The organism is Aphanothece hegewaldii CCALA 016 (assembly GCF_003007785.1).
In the GTDB taxonomy this organism is placed as follows: Bacteria; Cyanobacteriota; Cyanobacteriia; order Cyanobacteriales; family Microcystaceae; genus Chroococcus; species Chroococcus hegewaldii.
Genome location: NZ_PXOH01000010.1, coordinates 81970 through 102012 on the forward strand (window position 1 = coordinate 81970; position 20043 = coordinate 102012).

Consider the following 20043-nt stretch of genomic DNA (forward strand, 5'->3'; position numbering starts at 1 on the left):
TTGACAGGTAATTAGATAACAGCGATCGCGTTAGTAATAAATTAATTTTATTACTGAGGATAAAAGTAATGAGGGCAGTCTGTTGGCATGGCGCAAATGATGTACGTGTAGAAACCGTACCCGATCCAACTCTTCTTAACCCCCGTGATGCGATCATTAAAGTTACTGCGACAACGATTTGTGGTTCCGATCTACATATCTATGATGGCTATATTCCATCAATGAAAGCGGGTGATATTATTGGTCACGAATTCATGGGAGAAGTTGTCGAAATTGGTAAAGAAGTTAAGCAATTAAAAATAGGCGATCGCGTTGTTGTCTCTTCGATTATTGGTTGTGGTCATTGCTTCTTTTGTCAGGGTCAGATGTGGTCATTGTGTGATAATTCCAATCCTAACGGGTTGATGCAAGAGCCGCTTTTTGGTCATGGTACGAGCGCAATTTTTGGATATTCTCACTTATTTGGTGGTCTTGCGGGATCACAAGCTCAATATGTGCGCGTTCCTTTTGCTGATTTTGGCTGTCTCAAAGTTCCTCATGATCTACCAGAAGAAAAGTTACTGCCGATCTCTGATGCGTTTCCCACAGGCTATATGGCTGCCGATCTCTGTGATATTAAGCCAGGTGATATTGTTGCTGTTTGGGGATGTGGCCCAGTTGGTCAATTTGCCATCAGGAGTGCCTATCTATTAGGGGCAGAACGGGTGATCGCTATTGATAAAGTTCCTGAACGTCTCCAGTTAGCCAAAAAAAGTGGCGCAGAAACGATCAATTTCTCAGAAATAGATGCAGGAGAAGCCCTCAATGAAATGACTGGCGGTCGTGGCCCAGATGCCTGTATTGATGCGGTGGGCATGGAATCACACGGTATGGGGCCGATGGGACTGTATGATAAGGTAGCACAGGCCGTAAAACTCGAAACCGATCGCCCTCATGTTCTCCGACAAATGATCGTAGCTTGTCGTAAAGGCGGTACTCTGGCTGTGATGGGGGTTTATGCTGGTTTTGTCGATAAAATTCCAATGGGGGCTGCTTTTAATAAGGGTTTGACGATCCGTATGGGGCAAATGTTCGGACAAAAGTATATGCCTCGATTATTAGACCACGTTATGAAAGGCGAGATCGATCCTTCTAATGTTTTTACTCATACTCTGTCTTTAGAAGAAACTAAACAGGGCTATGAAATGTTTAAAAATAAAACTGATAATTGCGTTAAAGTGTTGCTAAAGCCTTAAGCAAGCCGATTTTTTCGCTCTTCGTGATACATTTTAAACTTCAATCAGATTTTGCACGTTTACAACGGCGAGATCTGTTTTTTTTATTCGGAAAATCTATGACATTAGAAAGATATTAAATATAATCTTGTTTCTTAGAATAAAACTCAATTGCCGATTATTTAAACAGCATGAGGATTCGACAATGCAGAACAATAATGGTTTACTTCGATATCTTTCACTTGCGCCAGTACTACTAACTCTTTTCCTTGTTGCGATCGCAGTGTTGATGATTTACATCAATTATTTTTATCCCGATCTGCTTTTCCATCCAATGCCTAACCAATAATCGATTTTGAATATGGGTGTTACAGAGGAGAAATTATTATATTTTCTCCTTTTCTTATTACTAGGTTAGAAAGCTCAAACCTCGATATTTTTATTATGATGAATCAAGACACGCAAAGCAGAAAAACGTCGATCGCAGGAATTGTTTTAGGTGTTGGTATGGGTAGTTTTGTCGATGGGATTTTACTCCATACTATTTTGAGATGGCATCAAATGGTATCGAATTGGGTTCCACCAACAACCATCGAGGCTATACATATTAATATGACGTGGGATGGTCTATTCCATGCTTTTTCTTGGCTAGTTACTTTAATTGGTATTTTTTTGTTATGGCATGATGCACGATCTAATATTTTAATTCCGTCTCTCGCTTCTTTTATCGGACAGTTATTCTTTGGTTTTGGTTTGTTTAATCTCATCGAAGGCATTATCGACCATCATCTACTCGCTATCCATTATGTGCGACAAGTTCCTAACTATGCGGTTTACAATTGGACTTTTCTCGCCGTTGGTGGTGTACTGTTTATTGTACTGGGTTGGTGGCTAATGCGATCGCCTAAACATACTTAATTTCCGTATAAACACCCCTATTTTTTGACAAATCTTTATGTTATAAATAAAGATAACGAGCGTTCGATATAAAACAACTATTGTTCAACATATGCCAAAAATCGTTGATACAGAGCAATACAAGAAAGAACTACTGCAAAAAAGTTTTGATCTTTTTGCCCAGAAAGGTTACGCAGCACTAACCACGAGAGAACTCGCCCAAGAATTGGGAGTATCAACAGGAACGCTGTATCACTATTTTCCAAGCAAAGCGGCGTTATTTGAGCAGTTAGTCGAAGAACTGTGTCAACAAGATGTCGTTAAAGCGACTGTCGAAATTAAAAAAGCCAAAACTTTAACCGCCAAGTTAGAAGCTTTAGGAAAGTTCATGGAGACGCAGCAAACCAACTGTATTAAACAGATGTTTTTGTGGATCGAATATTGTCAACAACAGGAAAAAGAACAGGGAGAAAAAACTCAATTTTTTGAGCGAATAGACGAACGATATCATCAAGCCGTAATAGATGTTATTGGAGTCAAAGATCCTGCGATCGCTTGGTTAGTTTTGACCATGATTAATGGATTAATTATCGAAAAACTATGGGGCAATAGTCATGTTTCTTTAACCGAACACCTGAAATTGTTAGGGGAACTGATCACCGCCCACGAAGAAAAAAAATATGATTAAACAGCAGGAGTAGCAATGACATTAAAAGCCTTTAAAACGACCAATCCCATATTAGTCGGGTTACTTCTAGCCGGAACAACCCTCGCCGGATTTACAGCTATTTACACCGTTTCTCAGGTCGGGCAAAAAGAAACCCCGCCACCCGTTGTGACAACGCCTGTAGTGACACGAATTACCGCTTTAGGTCGAATTGAGCCAAAAACTGAAATTATTAGCGTTTCTACCCCTTTAAATTACGACTCCGATCGCATGGCACAATTATTCGTCGATGAAGGAGACTCAGTCAAAAAAGGTCAAGTCATCGCCATTTTAGATAGCCGCGATCGCTTACAAAATAACTTGACAGAAGCGCAAAAAGATGTAGAGATAGCCAAAGCCAAACTTGCTCAAGTCAAAGCAGGTGCAAAAACGGGTGAGATTGAGGCGCAGTCGGCTACAGTACGGCGAACCGAAGCACAAACGGAAGGGGATACGATCGCACAACAAGCCACTCTACGACGCTTAGAAGCCCAACTAGAAGGCGATATTGCCGCACAACAAGCAACCATCGGCAAGCTAGAAGCAGAATATAGTAACGCGAATGCAGAATTTATTCGTTATCAACAGCTTTATACAGAAGGGGCGATCTCTGCGTCTAATTTTGATGCAAAAAAGTTAAGTTTAGAAACCAGTCGTAAACAACTCGATGAAGCAAAAGTGACTTTAAACCGAATTCAACGAACTGGACAACAACAAATCAAAGAAGCAAGAACTAATTTAGAACGCATTGAACGGACTGGAAAACAACAAGCTTTAGAAGCACAATCAACTCTAAATAAAGTAGCAGAAGTTCGCTCAGTTGACGTACAAGCAGCCCAAGCCGAAGTAAATTCCGCACTAGCTAAAGTTCAAAAAGCCCAAACTGAACTCAATCAAGTTTATATCCGTTCTCCCCTCACTGGACAAGTCATTAAAATTCATACTCGCCCAGGTGAACAAATAAGCGATAACGGTGTGGTTGATCTCGCAGAAACAGGACAAATGGAAGTCGTGGCGGAAGTTTATCAAAGCGATATTAGCAAAATACGGACCAGACAAGAGGCTGTAATTACTGGAGAGTCTTTTGAGGGGGAAATACGGGGAAACGTTCGTCTAATCGGCTTACAAGTGGATCAGCAGGATGTTTTTAGTAACCAACCAGGAGAAAATTTAGACCGCAAAGTAATTGAAGTTCGGATTCGTTTACGTCCCGAAGATGGTCAAAAAGTGAAAAGGTTAACTAATTCTCAAGTACAAGTTGCGATCGTGCCTTAAATATTATGTTACCGAAATTTTTACGAAAAACACCCCTTGCTTGGCTACAGGTTTCTCGAGAAAAAAGCCGTTTGGCTATTGCTTTAGCGGGTATTGCTTTTGCTGATTTATTGATGTTTACTCAGTTGGGTTTTAAAAATGCGTTGTTTGATGCTTCAATTAAACCCCATGAGATTTTAGATACTGATTTAGTTCTAATTAATCCTCAGTTTGAAACCATTTTTGCGGTTAAAAGTTTTTCTCGTGAACGCTTATATCAAGCCATGCGAGTTGAGGGAATTCAATCAGCAAATTCTCTTTATATTGGATCTGCTCCTTGGAGAAATCCCGACACGACTGTAGACCGACCGATTTTAGTTTTTGGTGCAAGTCCAACTCAATCTATTTTCAAATTGCCAGAGGTTAATCAGCATTTAAACGATCTAAAAATGCTAGATAAAGTTTTATATGACCAAGCGGGACGGGTTGAATATGGGCCAATTGCTGAATTATTCAAGAAAAATAATCAAGTTTCAATTCAGCTTAATCACAAAGAAGTCAAGGTTGTTGGGGTATTTAGTTTAGGGGCATCTTTTGCCGCCGATGGTAATGTTATTACCAGTGATTCGACATTTTTAAACATATTTCCCGATCGTCAACCCTATCAAATTGATGTTGGGTTGATTAAAGTTAAACCTAATGTAGCTCAACAAACTGTTAAAGCAAACTTACAACAATTGTTACCGAAAAATGAGGTATTAGTTTTAACACTGGATGAATTTGCCCAACGAGAAAAAGCTTATTGGGCTAATAGTACTGCGATCGGTTTTATTTTTACTCTCGGTACAGTGGTTGGATTTATTGTCGGTATTGTTATTGTTTATCAAATTCTTTATTCAGATGTTTCCGATCATTTACCTGAATACGCCACTCTTAAAGCGATGGGATACGGCGATCGTTATTTGATTGGGGTTCTCATGCAAGAAGCTTTAATTCTTGCTATTTTAGGCTTTATTCCTGGTTTTATTGCTTCGTTCGGGCTGTATTCTTTAGCTTCTTCAGCCACTCTTTTACCAATTATAATGACTCAACAACGAGCTATTAATGTTCTTATTTTAACCATTATTATGTGTGGTGGATCTGGTATTGTTGCGATGCGGAAGTTACAAACGGCTGATCCATCAGATATTTTCTAATCTAATTTCTCTTGATTTGGCATTAATTCTTATGACTACATTAGCACCATCGATTCAATTAACTAAAGAAAAATCAACTGAACCTGTGATTAGAATTCAACATCTTGATCACTATTTCGGTAAAGGCGATCTTCGTAAACAAGCTTTATATGATATTAATTTAGATATTCAAGCGGGCGAAATTGTCATTATGACTGGGCCATCTGGTTCAGGAAAAACAACGCTACTTAGTTTAATGGGAGGACTTCGCACAATACAAGAGGGAAGTCTTTCTATTTTGGGACAAGAAATGCGCGATATTAGTAAGGGGAAAATGTTAGAAGTTCGTCGTCAAATTGGTTATATTTTCCAAGCACATAATTTATTGACTTTTTTGACTGCTAAACAAAATGTGCGAATGTCTTTAGAATTGCACGATGAATATTTAGCCCAAGATATAGATAAAATTGCTGTACAAATGCTTGAATCTGTAGGGTTAGGAGATCGGGTTAATTATTATCCAGATAATTTATCTGGAGGACAAAAACAAAGAGTAGCGATCGCACGTGCTTTAGTCAGTCGTCCCAAAATTGTTTTAGCAGATGAACCCACCGCAGCATTAGATAAACAGTCTGGTAGAGATGTTGTAGAAGTAATGCAACGTTTAGCAAAAGAACAAGATTGTACAATTTTATTAGTAACTCATGATAACCGTATTTTAGATATTGCCGATCGTCTTATTTATATGGAAGATGGACATTTATCCGATGCTGAGTAAGGAGGAGTTGCCTTTAAAACTGAGCTATACTTGTAAGTATTCATAATATTTTAGGAAATTATGATAGAGCAGCCATTTTACCAAGTTTTAGTAGAAGATGAAGAAATTATCATCAAACTAAATAAGCAGTTTGTCGATCAAGCAACTCTAGAAAATATTCTTGATTATCTTAAAGCGCGAAAGTATAAGAAGAAAAAGCCAACTGACTGAAGAACAAGCAGCAATTTTAGCGAATGAAATTGATCAAGCGGTGTGGGATAAGTTAAAAACAAGAATTTTGGGATAGTTTTCATGTCTGCTTTTTCCGTTATTATTGTCGATACAAATATAATTTTTTCAGCTTTGCTGAATAATGATAATAAATTTGTTTACATCCTTTTTTCCTCAAAGTTCCACTTTTTTATATGTGAACAAGCTTTAGTGGAACTTTTTAACTATAAAGAAAAAATCGTTAAATATAGTCGACTTTCTTCTGATAAAATCTCTGATGCTTATAAAATTATAATCAAAAAAATAACTCTTTTTAAAGAAGATTTAATATCGGTTAATAGCTTAGAAATAGCTCGTCATTTGTGCCAAGACATTGATGAAAATGATACGCCTCATGTTGCTTTAACACTGTAATTAAAAGGTTTATTATGGACAGGTGATAAAAAATTAAAAGAAGGATTACTCAAAAAAAGTTTTATTCAATTTTTTGAACCAAATTTTTAAATAGAAAACCCTGCCTTATTCGCACGAGTCTAAAAGTTCCAAAGATGTTGATGAGGTTTAGAGAAAACGTATTTCAGCTAGATTGAAGTAAACTTGAACGTAATACGGTATAACTAGATCCCGTATCTACTAAAAGCTTGACTTTTCTGATGTCAATATTATTAGCGATCGCTGCATTAACAATTAGTAAGTTACCATAGCGAGATAGTTTATAAATCTTTTTATTTGTCACAGGATTACTGCATAATCTTCAGAAATTGGGCCAGTATATTCAATTGCTAGTGATTTAACATCAGAATAATTCAGCAAAGCTTGATCAATCTCTTCTCGATTAGAAGAATGAGCAAGCAATTCACCTTTAATGATATTAAAATCATCATCTGATTCAGTATCCGCAATCAGTAGCCACTCTTGAGGATAACGTTTCCTCATTTCACTAATTGTTAATACTTCTTGCTCAGATGGTCTGATGATAGGGTTGCTCGGTTGAACAGTCATAAAACTTATAAAAAATATTCAAGTTTTTAACTAATATTTCTATTCTATCAACTTTTAAATTATCCATCACAAGAACATCCTAAACTTTGCGCCGTATTCGCACGAGTATAAGAGTTCCATGTTCCTAATTCTTGGGAAGAAAAACCACATAACATAGCTTTCGTTTCTGCGCTTAATCCAACTGCTAAGGTAAAATCTGCACCCGCGATACTTTCGATTTGTTCTAAAATTGCATCAGTAAAATCGACTGCTCTTAAATCAGCCCCTTGTAATTCCACACCCATTAATCGCGCATTTCTTAAATAAGCACCCGTTAGAATTGCTCTTTGTAAATTTGCTCCGCTTAAGGCCGCATTTTCTAAATTTGCCCCTGTTAAATCAGCACCACTCAAATAAGCACCTCTTAAATTAGCACCTCTTAAATCAGCACCTCTTAAATTGGCTGTATTCAGAAATGCACCATTTAGATTAGATTTCGGACCGACTGCATTAATATTTCTATAATCGTAATTTTCTGGCCAAATGGTCTTAGAATCATAACGAGCTAATTGTAATCTAGCTCCCTCTAATTGGGCATTTTCTAAATTACATCCTTGTAAATCTGAGCGAAATAAATAACTATTTTTTAGATTGGCATGACTCAGATTACACCCTTGTAAGTTTGCCCCTCTTAAATCGATATTTTCTAGATTGGCATGACTCAGATTACTTTGACTTAAATTCACTTCAATTAAATTTGTACCGCTTAAATCAATTCCTTGTAGATTCAGTTGAGATAAACGTTGACCTTGTTGGTAAGCGTGTAAAATATCGGATGGTGAAAGGTTGTGAGACTGAACGGAAGTAGACATAACGTTTATCTGAAGTTTTGTTGATACAGACCCATAAAAATAACCAATGTCCTTTATCCTAGAATTTGTCTGATTCATTTCTCTAATTTTGTTTACTTTTCTTAATTTAAACTAGACCTATGCAGCTAATTTCACCCATGACGATGATGGACTTTTTCCGCAAAAGCGAGGGAGTCTGGTACAGCACAAGAACGGTTCATCATTTTGATTCTGTTTCTGATGAGTCCGGAGAATCGAATTTAATGGTTACTGTCCTCGAAAAAGATGACCCCAGAGTTATTGAAGTTTGTCAAGCACAAAATGTTGACCCGACTTTAGTCAGTGGTGGTGCGAGTTTTTCTTGGTTAAGCAATATGGATAATGAAGAACCTAATCCGAATTATGCGGCTATTTTAGTCGATGTCCCCAATCTTGATGACCCTAAACAAGGTAAGTTTTTACGCAATAAAGGTTATGTGGAGGGAATACCTGTTATCGGTGTCTATCACTTCGATGAAAATGGGGTTTTAACCATTGATACTGAATATGAACGCAATCAAGGTCAAGAAAGAAGTTGGTTTGTTACAGATGATTTTCGCATACGAGTTATGACTGTAAAAATGATGAATGGAGTAAACCAAATGGCTTATTGTTCTGAGCGTCGTTGTGTGACTTCTTCCAGTTTAGAAGCCATGCTAGAACAAAATCGCACCAGAGCCAGTGTTTAATATTCCTCTTTTTCTGTCCAACATCCTGATCTGACTGGTTTTCCTCGGTATTGCTGAATTTTTTCTAGTGTCATCACATACCCCCAAACTTCACCTAAAAATTCATCATCAAGACTAAAAATTTGAATTTGTTTTCGTTGATATTCGTTCAAGTGTGGCGATCGCAGGGGGTGATAATCTTCTAATTCATCCAACTTTTCCAAAACTGATTTATCGCTAAAAGTAAGCAAAATTCCTTTTACTTTTCCTTCACCCTCTAATAACCCCGGATAACCTAACGAGAGATGAAATAGCTTTCCTTTAGTGTATGCTTCTCTTTCTTGTACCGTCTTTCCCTCGCAATAATAGGGGTAGTTTCGTTCCCCCGGTTTTAGGGTTCCATAGACAAAAACCTGCAATTGGACAGACCTCCCCTAAGTATAATCTCAGTTTACCATTTTTTTGCGAGTTTTGCTAAATTAATATTAATTATAAAAAAAATTGAGAAAATAATTAATAATTGCTCGCAGGTTTTCAGGGCGATTAGCTATACTAAAAGTAGTTAATTAGCTTAATAAAATAACGTATGTTAGCTGAAGTAGAGACACAAGTTTATCAAGGACAGTTCGGAAATTTCACAATTACTGATCATGATCGTAATGGTGTTATTTTATATCGAAGTGGTTTAGTGATTGCCGCGCTCAGTTTTTTAGTAGGAAGTAGTTTAGTGTTTTGGGGCGGGAATAATCCAGAAATATTACAGCTATTAACACCACTATTTTTTGTATTTTCGGGTGGTTTAGCACTCAGTTTAGCCACCATTCATATTTATTTTATTCCTTTGCATCGACTCTTACAGTTATTTCTCGGTATTGGTACTATATCCTTTATCGTTTTGACTTTTAAGACATCGACACCCGTAGCTGAATTTATTTATACTCATCCTTTTAGTTTACTGGGAATTGGTTTTACCTTTGCGGCACTGACGGGAATTTATTTTAAAGAAGCCTTTTGTTTTAATCGTCTCGAAACGAAAATTTTAACACCACTTGTACCTTTACTTCTTTTAGGGCATTTATTCGGCATACTCCCAGTAACAACCGAAAAACTTTTACTGAGCATTTGGTCTATACTGTTCCTCGTATTTGCCATGCGAAAAGTCATTCAACCCATTCCCCCCGATATTGGCGATAAATCCGTTTTCGACTATCTAAAACAACAAAAAGTCAGTCAAGGGATTTCATCAGAACATTAAATGACAAATGCCTAAAATGATTAAACTTTGGGGACTTTTAGAATATAAACCTCAATGGACACTGACTTTAAAAGGATGGTTCTTGCTGGTTTTATTTTTATTAACCCTAACCATGATTGTTGTCACGCAAATTCATTCTTTTTTAGCCGTACAATCTCCCATCAAAGCTGATGCCTTATTAATCGAAGGATGGGTGAGTGATTCAGTGATTAAAGGCGCAGTTACAGAATACAACCAAGAACATTATCAAGTTATTATTACTACTGGACTACCCTTAGATAGAGGTTTCTATTTAAGTCAATATAAAAATTATGCTGAACTCACAGCAGCTACTTTAACCGCTTTAGGTATTCCTCAAAATAAAATTATTCCGATTGCTATTCCTGTAACGAAAACGAATCGAACTGCTACGGCTGCTAAAACTGTAAAAGACTGGCTAACTCATTCGGAGATTAAGATTAAATCGATTAATATTTACTCCTTTGATGTACATACTCGCCGAAGTTGGTTACTTTATCAGAAAAGACTTTCCCCTGATCTAAAAGTCGGTGCGATCGCTCATCTAGCTGAGGATTATGATCCTCATTTTTGGTGGACTTATAGCGCGGGTTTTCGTTCCATTTCTAATGAAGCTTTAGCTTATGTCTATGCCTTATTGTTCGGAGATTTCAGTTAAAATAATTATCTCGGATTGAAATTGATGATCTTGATCTAACTTCCAACAGTTAATATCTGTAACTTTTTCGGAGTTTAGAGCAATAATTATATAAGAATATTCAGGCCATGCAATCTCTTGATCCATTTTTGAAGGAATTGCCAAATGATCGGGATGAGAATGATAGACACCAATAATTGAACAGTTAAGATCGCGTACTTCTTTTTGAACTTTGAATAAAACTTCTGGTGCAATATAAAAACGATCTTGTTTACTACCAGTCTGAGTGAATAATTCTTCTCCTATCTCATCTGTCCAACTATTTTCCGTCTCTCGAACCTCCATTAAAATACTCCCTTGTGATGTAACTTTTCCGAGCAGTAACCCGCAACACTCTTCAGGATAAGTTAATTGAGCGTGAGTTTTCATTTGTTGTAGTTGTTGGAAAGTAACAATAATCATCTGTAAAAATTTTGCTAAAGAGTGAATTTAGGCAAGCTTTAAAAAATCAGAAGCGAATATATAAAAAAATTAATTATCATCTAGTCAGAAACTTATATTAATATAAGTTTATTTAATATAAAATTAACAAATTATTCTAAAAAGTCAACTAGAGACGCTTATTGCAACTGAGAGAGCTAAAATCTTATTTAGAACAAAAAATCAAAAACTACAATCAATATTAAAACATCATGCTCACAGCCGATCAGTTGGTCACTTCATCTAATCCCATATTTAGCATTGAGGCAACACCAACAACTCTAATTGAGGACGAAGGAACGATAACCACTTTTACTATCAGACTAATTTCTGGCTCAATTCCTTCTGGTGGCGTTGATATCACAATTGGTAGTGGGGTTGCCCGTTCTTTGGGACAATTTGATATTTTACCACCTGCACCTAATGCTATTTTTACAGGTGGACGATTTGTTAGAGGATTAACCGACAATAGTGGTTTTGTCTTCAAAGTGGAACAAAATATAGCAACAATTAGCTTACCAATTTATGATGATCCTGACCTTCCTCCGAGTGATCCAAACTACACAATCAACGATGATATTGGTCTTGTCAATCTTACCTTTACTCTAGCTGATGGAACAAATTACGATGTTTCTCCTAGTGCAAATTCCGTCACTTTAAGATTAGCAGATACTCGCACTCAACTGCCTCCTACCTCTGGCGATGATTCCCTAGTAGGCACTTCTGGTAATGATACTATTAATGGCAAAGCGGGCAATGATACTATTGATGGCTCTTCGGGTAAAGATTATTTAATTGGCTCTTCTGGCAAAGATTATCTTATTGGTGGATCTGGTAATGATAGATTAGTAGGTGGCTCTGGCAATGATACTCTTACTGGTGGAATAGGTGCAGATCGCTTTACTTTTAATAATCCTAATGAAAAGACAGATATAATTACCGATTTTAGCGTTGTTGATGATACAATAGCGATTTCTAATGCTGGTTTTGGTAATCAATTTGTTTCTAATTCCTCAATTGGGGCGAGTCGCTTTTTTATTGGTTCGGCAGCTACAACGGCTAATCAACGATTTATTTACAACAGTACAAAAGGCTTTCTCTTTTATGATTCTGATGGAATTGGTGCCGCAGATCCAATCAAAATTGCTACTTTGAGTACTGGACTAGCTATGACTCATAACGATATTTTTGTGATTGCTTAGAACATAAATGTAGTTATTGTAAATAGCGTTCTACTAATAAAATTGCCACAATATCATCGATCGGACGAGGTGGAAGACGCATCCCTTGGGGAATCAATTTCTGTAATCCTTGAGGAGGATACATTACCCAATAACGATCGCGTGCTTCTAGAGAACTATTACGCTCATCGACTAAAACAATCGGAAGAGAAATACTATTTTCAATTTTTGCTTTCCAAGCTTTAGAAGTTGTTTGATTACCCATCACTAATAACTGAACTGAAAACTGTTCACATAAAGATTGAATAACCCTTAAAGTATCCTCAGCAGCAATCACCTGATGTTGATAAACTTGTTGATTGTCTCCCACAACAGCAACACCGCATTTATCTTTTCCTGGATCAAAACCTAAAATTATCATGTACTAAAAATAATCTCCCCATCTTTAATGGCAACCAAACGCAATTTTAAAGGGCCAGAAGTGTAAGTTTTTTCGACAGCGATCGTTTTAATTTCATCGATCGTATCATCGGATTGATTAATTTTTTCCATAAAACCGATCAATGAAGTTAACCGACCATCTTCAACTTGTATATCTCCTAAAACACCTGCACGTCGCGCCCGAAATTGTGAAGCCGCTAAAAGTGTATCTAAACGATTTTGTAAATCTTCTTCAGACATATTTTGTGAGTCAATAGAAACGGCGGCAATTTCTTGGGATTCTTCAAAAATTCTTTGATTAGGTGCAACATCGGCAAAAACTCTAATTTCTTGTTCTCCTAAAACATAATTACCAGCCGAAAGAATTCTGACGACATATTCACGTCCATCTTGTAATTGTTGCACTAATTGTTCGACTTGTGCTTTAGTAATTTTAACGATGGGTAATTTAGAATTAGGGTTATTCGGTTGGGTTGCTTGAAGGGCTGATAAATTAGCTTGTTGTAAGATTTGATCGACAGCTACAACAATTGATTGAGCATCCCCAGGATTAACAACTTGTAAAGCACCAAAAGCTAAAACTTGTCCCCGAACAATGGCAATTTTTCGCTCTCTAAGATCTTGATAGGTTTGATAATATTGTTCTAAAATCTCAACTTCTCGTCTAAAGTAACTGAGTTGTAATTCTAATTCTTGTAGTTTAGCTTCTCTTTGTTTAAGATTGATGTCTTTTTCGGCGATCGCTTGATCGAGTTGTCCAATTTGATCATCTTTAAGATCAATTGCTGTCTGAAGTTGTTTTTGTTCTTTTTCTAAAGATTGAAGACGATTTTGACGCTGTGCGAGTAATTGATCCTGTTGCCTTAATTGTTGTTGTCGTTTGATGATTTCTTGATCTCTGGTTTTCACCTGTTCTTGAAGTTTATTTAATTGAGTCGATAGCTGATTTTTTTGTGTGGCTAATTGCTCTTTTTGACTGGTTAACTGAGTTTTTTGTTGTTGGAGTTGCTGACGTTCTTTCACGAGTGTAGCAACATCAGATTGTACGGTAGAAAGTTGTAAGGTAACTGTTTTGAGTTGTGTCTGGGATGATTGGAAATTACGATTAATATTAACTAAACGTTTTTTTGCTAATGATTGTTCAGTTTTTGCGGCTTCAAGTTCTTTTTGAATTTGAGCTTTATCTAGTCTTGCTTTTTTAAGTTCGCTTTCAAGTTGTCTAATTGCCGCACGACGTTCACTGAGAATTTGATCGAGTTCAAAAACACCTTGACGAAGAGATTTACTCAAACCAAAAAGTAAACCGAGAGTAGAAGAAGCGATCACAATTCCTGTGGCGATCGTCATGACTGTAGCCGTTTGACGAGGACGTAAATTAAAAATTCGCATCCGTTTTTTACCAATTTTACTGCCTAGGCGATCACCCAATGCAGCTAACACCCCTCCTAATATAAGAATTGAGGCGATCAGAATATAGGCGCTAGTCATGGGCGATCAATACCATTTAGGCTAGGTAAATTGTTGACTAAGAGCAACAGGATTATGTACTGTGATTTTTTTCTTATGAATTGAAATCATATCTTCTTGTCGAAGATCACCTAATAAACGAGTCACAGTGACCCTAGTTGATCCAATTGCTTCTGCGATCGCTTGATGAGATAATTTTAAATCGATCCTAATCCCTTCTGGTGTCGGAACGCCAAAATCTCGACAAAGAATTAAAAGAAAACTCACTAAACGAGATCCCATATCACGATGAGCTAAAGTTTCGATCATCATTTCGGTTTGTAAAATTCTTGATGACAAACCGCGTAACATTAACATCGACAGATCTGGATTATTTCTTAATGCTTGTTCTACTTGATCAATTGGGGCTGAAAGAAGTTCAACTGGTGTAAAAGCAACCGCGTGATAAAATCGATCCGAGCGTTGACCCGTAATCAGAGAGAGTACCCCAAAGACACTATTTTCGCGTAATAGTGCCACGGTGATTTCTTCTCCTGCTTCGTACACTCTGGATAATTTTACAGCACCTTTGAGTAAAAAATAGACTCTTTCTGCGGGATCTCCAGGGAAAAAGATCGTTTTACCCCGTTCAAAAGTTTCCACTACGGGGGGAAAATTGCCACTACCTATCCGACGAAAGACATCTGCTAAAGGTTTATCTTGAATTAAGGATACGTCCATCAGACTTTACAAACATAGTGAATAGTTAATTTAAAACATGATTCGGCTTTAAATTCAATATTGAGATCAGACAAAACAAAAAAACTGTCTTGCGGTTTTAGGGACTTTTTGCCTCACAATATCTTTATCGGTATAATTTTATCCCCGTTTCTGTATCTTGATTATACCTATCCATTCCACGATCGCGGGGACAAAGCGCACAAAAATATTGTTTGTCAAAACTATGCTAGATTTAAAAAAGAAAAATGCTTTAATCACAGGAATCGCTAATGAGCGATCGATTGCTTGGGGAATTACGCAGCAACTCCACAAAGCAGGTGCGAATATTGGTGTAACTTATTTACCCGATGAAAAGGGACGGTTTGAAAAAAAAGTTAGAGAAGTCGTTGAACCGCTTAACCCTTCCCTTATTGTTCCCTGTGATGTCCAATCTGAGGAGCAAATTGACGCTACTTTTGCTGCTGTTGCCGAAAAATGGGACAAATTAGACATTTTGATTCATTGTTTGGCGTTTGCTGATAAAGAAGGGTTAACGGGTGATTTTAGCGATATTTCTCGTGATGTGTTTCTTAAGTCTCTCAACATTAGTACATATTCACTAACCCGCATGGCCAAAGCAGCTAAACCGTTGATGAGTGATGGGGGAAGTATTGTTACTCTGACTTACATTGGTGGTGTTAGAGTGATTCCAAATTACAATTTAATGGGAATAGCCAAAGCAGGGTTAGAAATGAGTGTGCGTTATCTCGCGTCTGAGTTGGGATCGCATAAAATTAGAGTGAATGGTATTTCCGCAGGGCCTATACGAACTTTAGCTTCTTCTGCGGTGGGTGGTATCTTGGATATGATTCATCATGTCGAAGAAGTCGCCCCTTTAAAACGGACGGTAACACAAATTGAAGTAGGAAACACGGCGGCGTTTTTGTGTAGTGATTTGTCTAGCGGAATTACAGGGCAAATTATCTATGTTGATGGTGGTTATGAGGTTATGGGAATGTAATAGTATTTTTGTTCTATAATAAAAAGAGGGGTTAAACGGTAACTCCTCTAACGAGAAAAATTAGCTAAAATAGTTTTTAAGCCGCGCCAAAGTAAATTAACGTCATCCATGATATACAGTGACAACTATCCCCCTACAATCGTAATTAAATAGCCATTCAAAGGATAAATGCTCCCCATATCCTATTAAGACACAATATTTTTAAATGAATTGATTGATGGTTTTGAAAACAAAAACTAATTGCATTTTTGAATCAGCTTTTTTAGATTAAAAGAGGATCAACACTCCCAAAAACAAGCATAACAATGACAACTGAAGTACAAATCTCATCTAATAATCGTAATCAGTTTCCTTTTTTCTTGCTTCTAATCGGCGTTTGTTTACCCTTACAAATTTTTGCGTTACTCGCTGTCGCCATTAGCCAAAATGGAGAAGGTTTACCTTTTGATGTGCCGCTTTTATCAGCAATTCATGACACAGCAAAACCTCAACTCGATATTTTTGCTTCTTTTTTTACTCAGTTTGGATATCTAAAAGGAATCATACCAACGGTTTTATTTATTGCCTTAGTCTTAGCCTTTCGTCAACAGTGGCATCGCTTTGTATATTTTCTCATTACGGTATTTGGTTCATTTTTCATCGTATTTACGACTAAATTAGTCTTTCATCGCGCCCGTCCTCATTTATGGAGTATTTTTCTCCCTCTTCCTTCTGATTACTCTTTTCCAAGTGGACATTCAGGCTTAAGTATGATGTTATTCGTTGCGCTAGTCAATCTCAGTTGGGGGACTCGTTGGTGTAAATGGGTTATGATTGTTGGAGGGCTTTTCGTTGTGGGGATTGGCTGGACACGCTTGTATTTAGGGGTACATTATCCTAGTGATGTCCTAGCGGGATGGATGCTTGCGATCGCTTGGGGAATTGGTGTAAATCTCTCATTCCATTTTCCTTTAGTTAAACTTATAACTAGAAAGCAAGACTATCCATAATTAATATGAGTTCAATCACCGCACTAACACTCGACAAGGAAGACTTACGCACAGATTTTTACAGACTGGCATTTATTAATATTCTCTCTAACTTATTAGTTCCTTTGTCTGGTTTTTTGAGTGTGGCTTTTTTAGGACATTTAGGAGAAATTCACTATTTAGCAGGTGTCACTCTTTCCACTATTTTGTTTAATTATCTCTATCGTACTTTGGGTTTTTTGCGGATGAGTACGACAGCAATTACAGCCCAAGCCGTCGGAAGCGATGACGAAACTTTGATGTGGTTAACGGGTTTAAGAAATGCTTTACTTGCTTTTGTGATCGGTATTATTCTTTTAATCTTACATCAACCTTTGGGTCACATCGGTTTTGCTTTACTCAGTGCAACACCCGATGTCAAAGAAGCAGGAATCGCTTATTATAATGCTAGAATTTGGGGCGCACCAGCAACATTACTCAACTTTGTTTTTCTGGGTTGGTTTTTAGGACGAGGACAAAGTGGTAAGGTTTTCTGGATGTCTCTGGTGGGAAATGGCGTAAATATATTTTTAGATTATCTTTTAATTATCCGATGGAACTGGGCGAGTACAGGTGCCGGGTTTGCCACATCAATCAGTCAATATATCATGTTACTGGTTGGTTTCGTCTTTATCTTACAAGAACTTGAATTGTCCAAATTTCGAGCTATCTTAAGTCAAATTTGGGTTTCTTCTAACTGGAAAGAAACACTGATTTTAAACCGTGATATTTTTATCAGAAGTTTTGCTTTTTTATCAACCTTTTCACTGTTTACTAATCTCAGTTCAGCAATGGGAACAATGACGCTGACTGAAAATGCTTTGCTGTTACAAGTGATTACTTTAACGGTTTATTTGGTTGATGGGTTAGCTTATGCCACCGAAAGTATGGCAGGAATGTTTAAAGGAAAAGGCGCGTATGAACAGTTATATCCTCTTTTACAAATATCGGCACAAACAAGCTTAATGATTGGTATTAGTTTTGCGGTGGCTTGTCTACTTTTTCCTGATTCTTTACTCGGCATTTTAACGAATCATTCAGAAATCTTAGAATGTCTTCATCCTTATTTACCTTGGCTATTACCGGTCTTAGGTTTTGGTTCTTTGGCTTTTATGTTAGATGGCTACTTTCTAGGATTAGCAGAAGGGGCGATTTTACGCAATACGGCATTAGTAGCAACATTAGCGGGATTTGTTCCCATTGCGATGATTGCATGGCAGTTACAAAGTTGTTATCTTCTGTGGTTGGCACTATCTTTATTTATGATTGTTCGAGTAACTTTATTGGGTATACAAGTTCCTAAAACCTTGAAAAGCACACCCATAATTTAGAGACGCACTTATTCTATTTTTATTTCTACCTGTGGACATATTTTTATGGCTTGAACAGAGAAAACCTCGTTAAAATATTAGTTAGTGTAACAAAACTACATACACGCCATTATGACAGTCTCTTATCCCCGCAAATTTAGAAACACCCTCAGCGCACGCGATATTATGAAACGAGTCGTGAAAGAGCGTGAACTGCAAATAATGACTCTGAACCGCTATCGTTATAGTGAGCAACGTAGCTGTAAAGATTTAACAGAACTCATTGAACGACTCAACGGTGAACCTAAAGAGTTAATTCGAGATATATCTAATCATATCGTTGAAGAATCTCGTCATGCTCTGTGGTTGACTGATTTATTGATTGATTTAGGCGAAGATATAGGTCAGCCTACTGGAATATCTTATATTGATGCCTTTGAAAAGCTACTTGATCAAGAAGCTTATCCAACTGAAGCCAATAAAGATGATACCATTATTGCGGCTTTAGCGGCTATTAACGCCACCGAAAAAAGAGGCTGTGAGCTTTTCGCGGCTCATATTGAAGCTTTAAAAGAAGCCCCTCAAACCGAGGAAAATATTAAAATTAGAGAAACCATTGAACGTATTTTCCCAGAAGAAGCAGGTCATGTTCGTTGGGGAAATCGTTGGTTATCTAAAATGGCGCAAAAAAGCCCAGAAACAAGAGAAAAAGTTCAATTAGCTAAACGTCGCTATTTTGCTATAGAACAAGCTGCCTATGAATCTAGTGATATCATGATGGGTGCAGAGTTTCGACGTATTGAGCATCTGATGGAAATTTCTGAAACAATGCCACTTTGGGAACGGACTCAATATTTAATGAAACACATTCCCGAAACGGTTTTTAATCCAGAATTGCAGTTATTCCGTATTGAAATGGCTCAAAAAGCTTGGCAAAAAGATCCCAAAATGTTTGTCGAACAGTTTTTACCCATGTTCTTTAATGGTCTAAATCAATCGGATTTAGAACGAATTAAGGAAAAAAACCGCAATAATTAACCTCTTCCTTTTAGCCCCTCTTTTCTTTTAAGAGGGGTTTTCAATTATTTAAAATAGTTTATATTTTTTAACAAAAGTTAAATAAAAAACATTATTAAAAAATTTCTAAAAAATCAGTAAATACTCAGTTTCAACAAAATAAAGAAGCCATTAATATAGTAACCAAGACTGAATCTAGGAAAGATTCATTAAAGCTATAGTAATAATAGAATAAGGTAGCATATTATGGCAGTTATGCAAGAAGTTCTTCGGCCAGATTTAGGCGATTTTAGTAGTATTGTTTGTACAAAAGCAATTGTTGTTGGTTTAGAAGATGCACTTGGTGAAAAAGCAGCAATGATCGCTTTAGTTGCAGCAGGTAGAAAACGAGGAAAACAGTTGATAGAATCTCTCGGTTTAGAGAATGCAGCCAGTCAAATGACGATGGAAGAAATTAAAGTTAAAATTAATGATGCGATCGGGAAAGAAGGGACTCGTTTATGTATCATTGATAAAATTCTTCAAGTCGGCGATGTCTATCAAGTTTATACTAAAGAAACCATTTGCTCGGCTGGTGAACCTCAAGGATCACCCCGCAATTGTACTTATACATTAGGTGCAATTCAAGGCGTTTTAGAATCATTTTTAGGTAAACGTTTACGAGGTAAACAAACTGATTCGGTTTTACGCGGTGGTACTCATGATGTTCTCGAATTTACGGTATTAGAATAAATCGG

Annotated in this window: 26 protein-coding genes; 18 read left to right on the top strand and 8 right to left on the bottom strand. The window is 37.0% G+C overall.

The features are described from left to right. Positions 1 to 68: 68 nt before the first annotated feature. The 9 genes from C7H19_RS11130 (at position 69) to C7H19_RS11165 (ending at position 6648) form a co-directional block, all read left to right on the top strand. Complete coding sequence (locus C7H19_RS11130; protein ID WP_106456952.1) at positions 69 to 1235, top strand: zinc-dependent alcohol dehydrogenase; 1167 nt, start codon at positions 69 to 71, stop codon at positions 1233 to 1235. A 184-nt stretch (positions 1236 to 1419) separates the two neighbouring features. Beyond that, entirely contained in the window at positions 1420 to 1563 is a 144-nt protein-coding gene (locus tag C7H19_RS11135; RefSeq protein WP_106456953.1) for a Photosystem I reaction center subunit IX, read from the top strand. Positions 1564 to 1658: 95 nt separating this feature from the next. Further along, positions 1659 to 2132 (top strand): DUF2243 domain-containing protein, encoded by a 474-nt coding sequence (locus C7H19_RS11140; protein ID WP_106456954.1) that lies wholly within the window; start codon positions 1659 to 1661, stop codon positions 2130 to 2132. Between the two features lie 91 nt (positions 2133 to 2223). Beyond that, the gene (locus C7H19_RS11145) at positions 2224 to 2799 is read left to right on the top strand and encodes a TetR/AcrR family transcriptional regulator (RefSeq protein WP_106456955.1); all 576 of its coding nucleotides are present in this window, start codon (positions 2224 to 2226) and stop codon (positions 2797 to 2799) included. Positions 2800 to 2814: 15 nt separating this feature from the next. Further along, positions 2815 to 4092 carry an ABC exporter membrane fusion protein gene (locus C7H19_RS11150; protein WP_106456956.1) on the top strand — a complete coding sequence of 426 codons (1278 nt, stop codon included), beginning with the start codon at positions 2815 to 2817 and terminating at the stop codon, positions 4090 to 4092. 5 nt (positions 4093 to 4097) lie between these two features. Next, a complete protein-coding gene (gene devC, locus C7H19_RS11155; protein ID WP_106456957.1) occupies positions 4098 to 5267 on the top strand; it encodes an ABC transporter permease DevC in 1170 nt (389 codons plus the stop codon). A 31-nt stretch (positions 5268 to 5298) separates the two neighbouring features. Beyond that, positions 5299 to 6024, top strand: a complete 726-nt coding sequence (locus tag C7H19_RS11160) for a DevA family ABC transporter ATP-binding protein (protein ID WP_106456958.1) — start codon at positions 5299 to 5301, stop codon at positions 6022 to 6024. A gap of 60 nt (positions 6025 to 6084) precedes the next feature. Further along, positions 6085 to 6234, top strand: coding sequence for a hypothetical protein (locus C7H19_RS25640; protein WP_181280584.1), 150 nt, complete (start codon positions 6085 to 6087; stop codon positions 6232 to 6234). 81 nt (positions 6235 to 6315) lie between these two features. Next, positions 6316 to 6648, top strand: coding sequence for a PIN domain-containing protein (locus C7H19_RS11165; RefSeq protein ID WP_245927459.1), 333 nt, complete (start codon positions 6316 to 6318; stop codon positions 6646 to 6648). Between the two features lie 163 nt (positions 6649 to 6811). Here the strand turns inward: C7H19_RS11165 and C7H19_RS25645 are convergent, their stop codons facing one another. From C7H19_RS25645 to C7H19_RS11175, 3 genes are read right to left on the bottom strand one after another with little or no spacing between them, the layout of a single operon-like run. Further along, complete coding sequence (locus C7H19_RS25645; protein WP_181280585.1) at positions 6812 to 6970, bottom strand: hypothetical protein; 159 nt, start codon at positions 6968 to 6970, stop codon at positions 6812 to 6814. Further along, a complete protein-coding gene (locus C7H19_RS11170) occupies positions 6967 to 7236 on the bottom strand; it encodes a hypothetical protein (protein WP_106456959.1) in 270 nt (89 codons plus the stop codon). Before C7H19_RS11170 ends, C7H19_RS25645 begins: the two co-directional genes overlap by 4 nt. A 59-nt stretch (positions 7237 to 7295) precedes the next feature. Beyond that, complete coding sequence (locus C7H19_RS11175; protein ID WP_106456960.1) at positions 7296 to 8087, bottom strand: pentapeptide repeat-containing protein; 792 nt, start codon at positions 8085 to 8087, stop codon at positions 7296 to 7298. 119 nt (positions 8088 to 8206) lie between these two features. Between C7H19_RS11175 and C7H19_RS11180 the strand changes: the two genes are divergently transcribed. Beyond that, positions 8207 to 8794, top strand: coding sequence for a phycobiliprotein lyase (locus tag C7H19_RS11180; protein WP_106456961.1), 588 nt, complete (start codon positions 8207 to 8209; stop codon positions 8792 to 8794). On the opposite strand, the gene C7H19_RS11185 is transcribed toward C7H19_RS11180, so the two are convergent. Continuing rightward, the gene (locus tag C7H19_RS11185) at positions 8791 to 9192 is read right to left on the bottom strand and encodes a gamma-glutamylcyclotransferase family protein (RefSeq protein ID WP_106456962.1); all 402 of its coding nucleotides are present in this window, start codon (positions 9190 to 9192) and stop codon (positions 8791 to 8793) included. The genes C7H19_RS11180 and C7H19_RS11185 overlap by 4 nt on opposite strands. 167 nt (positions 9193 to 9359) lie before the next feature. Here C7H19_RS11185 and C7H19_RS11190 point away from each other — a divergent pair, with 167 nt between their 5' ends. Next, positions 9360 to 10028 carry a DUF2301 domain-containing membrane protein gene (locus C7H19_RS11190; RefSeq protein WP_106456963.1) on the top strand — a complete coding sequence of 223 codons (669 nt, stop codon included), beginning with the start codon at positions 9360 to 9362 and terminating at the stop codon, positions 10026 to 10028. Positions 10029 to 10044: 16 nt separating this feature from the next. Further along, a complete protein-coding gene (locus tag C7H19_RS11195; protein WP_245927461.1) occupies positions 10045 to 10704 on the top strand; it encodes an ElyC/SanA/YdcF family protein in 660 nt (219 codons plus the stop codon). On the opposite strand, the gene C7H19_RS11200 is transcribed toward C7H19_RS11195, so the two are convergent. Continuing rightward, complete coding sequence (locus C7H19_RS11200) at positions 10681 to 11145, bottom strand: M67 family metallopeptidase (RefSeq protein WP_106456965.1); 465 nt, start codon at positions 11143 to 11145, stop codon at positions 10681 to 10683. The genes C7H19_RS11195 and C7H19_RS11200 overlap by 24 nt on opposite strands. A 230-nt stretch (positions 11146 to 11375) precedes the next feature. Here C7H19_RS11200 and C7H19_RS11205 point away from each other — a divergent pair, with 230 nt between their 5' ends. Then, positions 11376 to 12365 (top strand): calcium-binding protein, encoded by a 990-nt coding sequence (locus C7H19_RS11205; protein WP_106456966.1) that lies wholly within the window; start codon positions 11376 to 11378, stop codon positions 12363 to 12365. Between the two features lie 13 nt (positions 12366 to 12378). Here the strand turns inward: C7H19_RS11205 and C7H19_RS11210 are convergent, their stop codons facing one another. The 3 genes from C7H19_RS11210 to ntcA are packed head-to-tail and all read right to left on the bottom strand — an operon-like array spanning position 12379 to position 14972. After that, entirely contained in the window at positions 12379 to 12765 is a 387-nt protein-coding gene (locus tag C7H19_RS11210) for a pre-16S rRNA-processing nuclease YqgF (RefSeq protein WP_106456967.1), read from the bottom strand. Beyond that, positions 12762 to 14273 carry a DUF3084 domain-containing protein gene (locus C7H19_RS11215; protein WP_106456968.1) on the bottom strand — a complete coding sequence of 504 codons (1512 nt, stop codon included), beginning with the start codon at positions 14271 to 14273 and terminating at the stop codon, positions 12762 to 12764. The genes C7H19_RS11210 and C7H19_RS11215 overlap by 4 nt, the downstream gene beginning before the upstream one ends. Positions 14274 to 14294: 21 nt before the next feature. Next, positions 14295 to 14972, bottom strand: coding sequence for a global nitrogen regulator NtcA (gene ntcA, locus C7H19_RS11220; protein ID WP_106456969.1), 678 nt, complete (start codon positions 14970 to 14972; stop codon positions 14295 to 14297). A gap of 223 nt (positions 14973 to 15195) precedes the next feature. Here ntcA and fabI point away from each other — a divergent pair, with 223 nt between their 5' ends. The 5 genes from fabI (at position 15196) to C7H19_RS11245 (ending at position 20038) form a co-directional block, all read left to right on the top strand. After that, on the top strand, positions 15196 to 15972 hold the full coding sequence (gene fabI / locus C7H19_RS11225) for an enoyl-ACP reductase FabI (protein ID WP_106456970.1): 777 nt from the start codon (positions 15196 to 15198) through the stop codon (positions 15970 to 15972). A 305-nt stretch (positions 15973 to 16277) separates the two neighbouring features. Beyond that, complete coding sequence (locus C7H19_RS11230; RefSeq protein WP_106456971.1) at positions 16278 to 16961, top strand: phosphatase PAP2 family protein; 684 nt, start codon at positions 16278 to 16280, stop codon at positions 16959 to 16961. Between the two features lie 5 nt (positions 16962 to 16966). After that, positions 16967 to 18310 (top strand): guanitoxin biosynthesis MATE family efflux transporter GntT, encoded by a 1344-nt coding sequence (gene gntT / locus C7H19_RS11235; protein WP_106456972.1) that lies wholly within the window; start codon positions 16967 to 16969, stop codon positions 18308 to 18310. 111 nt (positions 18311 to 18421) lie between these two features. Beyond that, positions 18422 to 19327 (top strand): ferritin-like domain-containing protein, encoded by a 906-nt coding sequence (locus C7H19_RS11240; RefSeq protein ID WP_106456973.1) that lies wholly within the window; start codon positions 18422 to 18424, stop codon positions 19325 to 19327. A 225-nt stretch (positions 19328 to 19552) separates the two neighbouring features. Continuing rightward, on the top strand, positions 19553 to 20038 hold the full coding sequence (locus C7H19_RS11245; RefSeq protein WP_106456974.1) for a hypothetical protein: 486 nt from the start codon (positions 19553 to 19555) through the stop codon (positions 20036 to 20038). The last annotated feature ends 5 nt before the right edge of the window (positions 20039 to 20043 follow it).

Excerpts from the sequence above, each read along its gene's own strand:
- C7H19_RS11130 (WP_106456952.1), top strand. The coding sequence starts at position 69 with ATGAGGGCAGTCTGTTGGCATGGCGCAAATGATGTACGTGTAGAAACC.
- C7H19_RS11135 (WP_106456953.1), top strand. The coding sequence starts at position 1,420 with ATGCAGAACAATAATGGTTTACTTCGATATCTTTCACTTGCGCCAGTA.
- C7H19_RS11140 (WP_106456954.1), top strand. The coding sequence starts at position 1,659 with ATGATGAATCAAGACACGCAAAGCAGAAAAACGTCGATCGCAGGAATT.
- C7H19_RS11145 (WP_106456955.1), top strand. The coding sequence starts at position 2,224 with ATGCCAAAAATCGTTGATACAGAGCAATACAAGAAAGAACTACTGCAA.
- C7H19_RS11150 (WP_106456956.1), top strand. The coding sequence starts at position 2,815 with ATGACATTAAAAGCCTTTAAAACGACCAATCCCATATTAGTCGGGTTA.
- devC (WP_106456957.1), top strand. The coding sequence starts at position 4,098 with ATGTTACCGAAATTTTTACGAAAAACACCCCTTGCTTGGCTACAGGTT.
- C7H19_RS11160 (WP_106456958.1), top strand. The coding sequence starts at position 5,299 with ATGACTACATTAGCACCATCGATTCAATTAACTAAAGAAAAATCAACT.
- C7H19_RS25640 (WP_181280584.1), top strand. The coding sequence starts at position 6,085 with ATGATAGAGCAGCCATTTTACCAAGTTTTAGTAGAAGATGAAGAAATT.
- C7H19_RS11165 (WP_245927459.1), top strand. The coding sequence starts at position 6,316 with ATGTCTGCTTTTTCCGTTATTATTGTCGATACAAATATAATTTTTTCA.
- C7H19_RS11170 (WP_106456959.1), bottom strand. The coding sequence starts at position 7,236 with ATGACTGTTCAACCGAGCAACCCTATCATCAGACCATCTGAGCAAGAA.
- C7H19_RS11175 (WP_106456960.1), bottom strand. The coding sequence starts at position 8,087 with ATGTCTACTTCCGTTCAGTCTCACAACCTTTCACCATCCGATATTTTA.
- C7H19_RS11180 (WP_106456961.1), top strand. The coding sequence starts at position 8,207 with ATGCAGCTAATTTCACCCATGACGATGATGGACTTTTTCCGCAAAAGC.
- C7H19_RS11190 (WP_106456963.1), top strand. The coding sequence starts at position 9,360 with ATGTTAGCTGAAGTAGAGACACAAGTTTATCAAGGACAGTTCGGAAAT.
- C7H19_RS11195 (WP_245927461.1), top strand. The coding sequence starts at position 10,045 with ATGATTAAACTTTGGGGACTTTTAGAATATAAACCTCAATGGACACTG.
- C7H19_RS11200 (WP_106456965.1), bottom strand. The coding sequence starts at position 11,145 with ATGATTATTGTTACTTTCCAACAACTACAACAAATGAAAACTCACGCT.
- C7H19_RS11205 (WP_106456966.1), top strand. The coding sequence starts at position 11,376 with ATGCTCACAGCCGATCAGTTGGTCACTTCATCTAATCCCATATTTAGC.
- C7H19_RS11210 (WP_106456967.1), bottom strand. The coding sequence starts at position 12,765 with ATGATAATTTTAGGTTTTGATCCAGGAAAAGATAAATGCGGTGTTGCT.
- C7H19_RS11215 (WP_106456968.1), bottom strand. The coding sequence starts at position 14,273 with ATGACTAGCGCCTATATTCTGATCGCCTCAATTCTTATATTAGGAGGG.
- ntcA (WP_106456969.1), bottom strand. The coding sequence starts at position 14,972 with ATGGACGTATCCTTAATTCAAGATAAACCTTTAGCAGATGTCTTTCGT.
- fabI (WP_106456970.1), top strand. The coding sequence starts at position 15,196 with ATGCTAGATTTAAAAAAGAAAAATGCTTTAATCACAGGAATCGCTAAT.
- C7H19_RS11230 (WP_106456971.1), top strand. The coding sequence starts at position 16,278 with ATGACAACTGAAGTACAAATCTCATCTAATAATCGTAATCAGTTTCCT.
- gntT (WP_106456972.1), top strand. The coding sequence starts at position 16,967 with ATGAGTTCAATCACCGCACTAACACTCGACAAGGAAGACTTACGCACA.
- C7H19_RS11240 (WP_106456973.1), top strand. The coding sequence starts at position 18,422 with ATGACAGTCTCTTATCCCCGCAAATTTAGAAACACCCTCAGCGCACGC.
- C7H19_RS11245 (WP_106456974.1), top strand. The coding sequence starts at position 19,553 with ATGGCAGTTATGCAAGAAGTTCTTCGGCCAGATTTAGGCGATTTTAGT.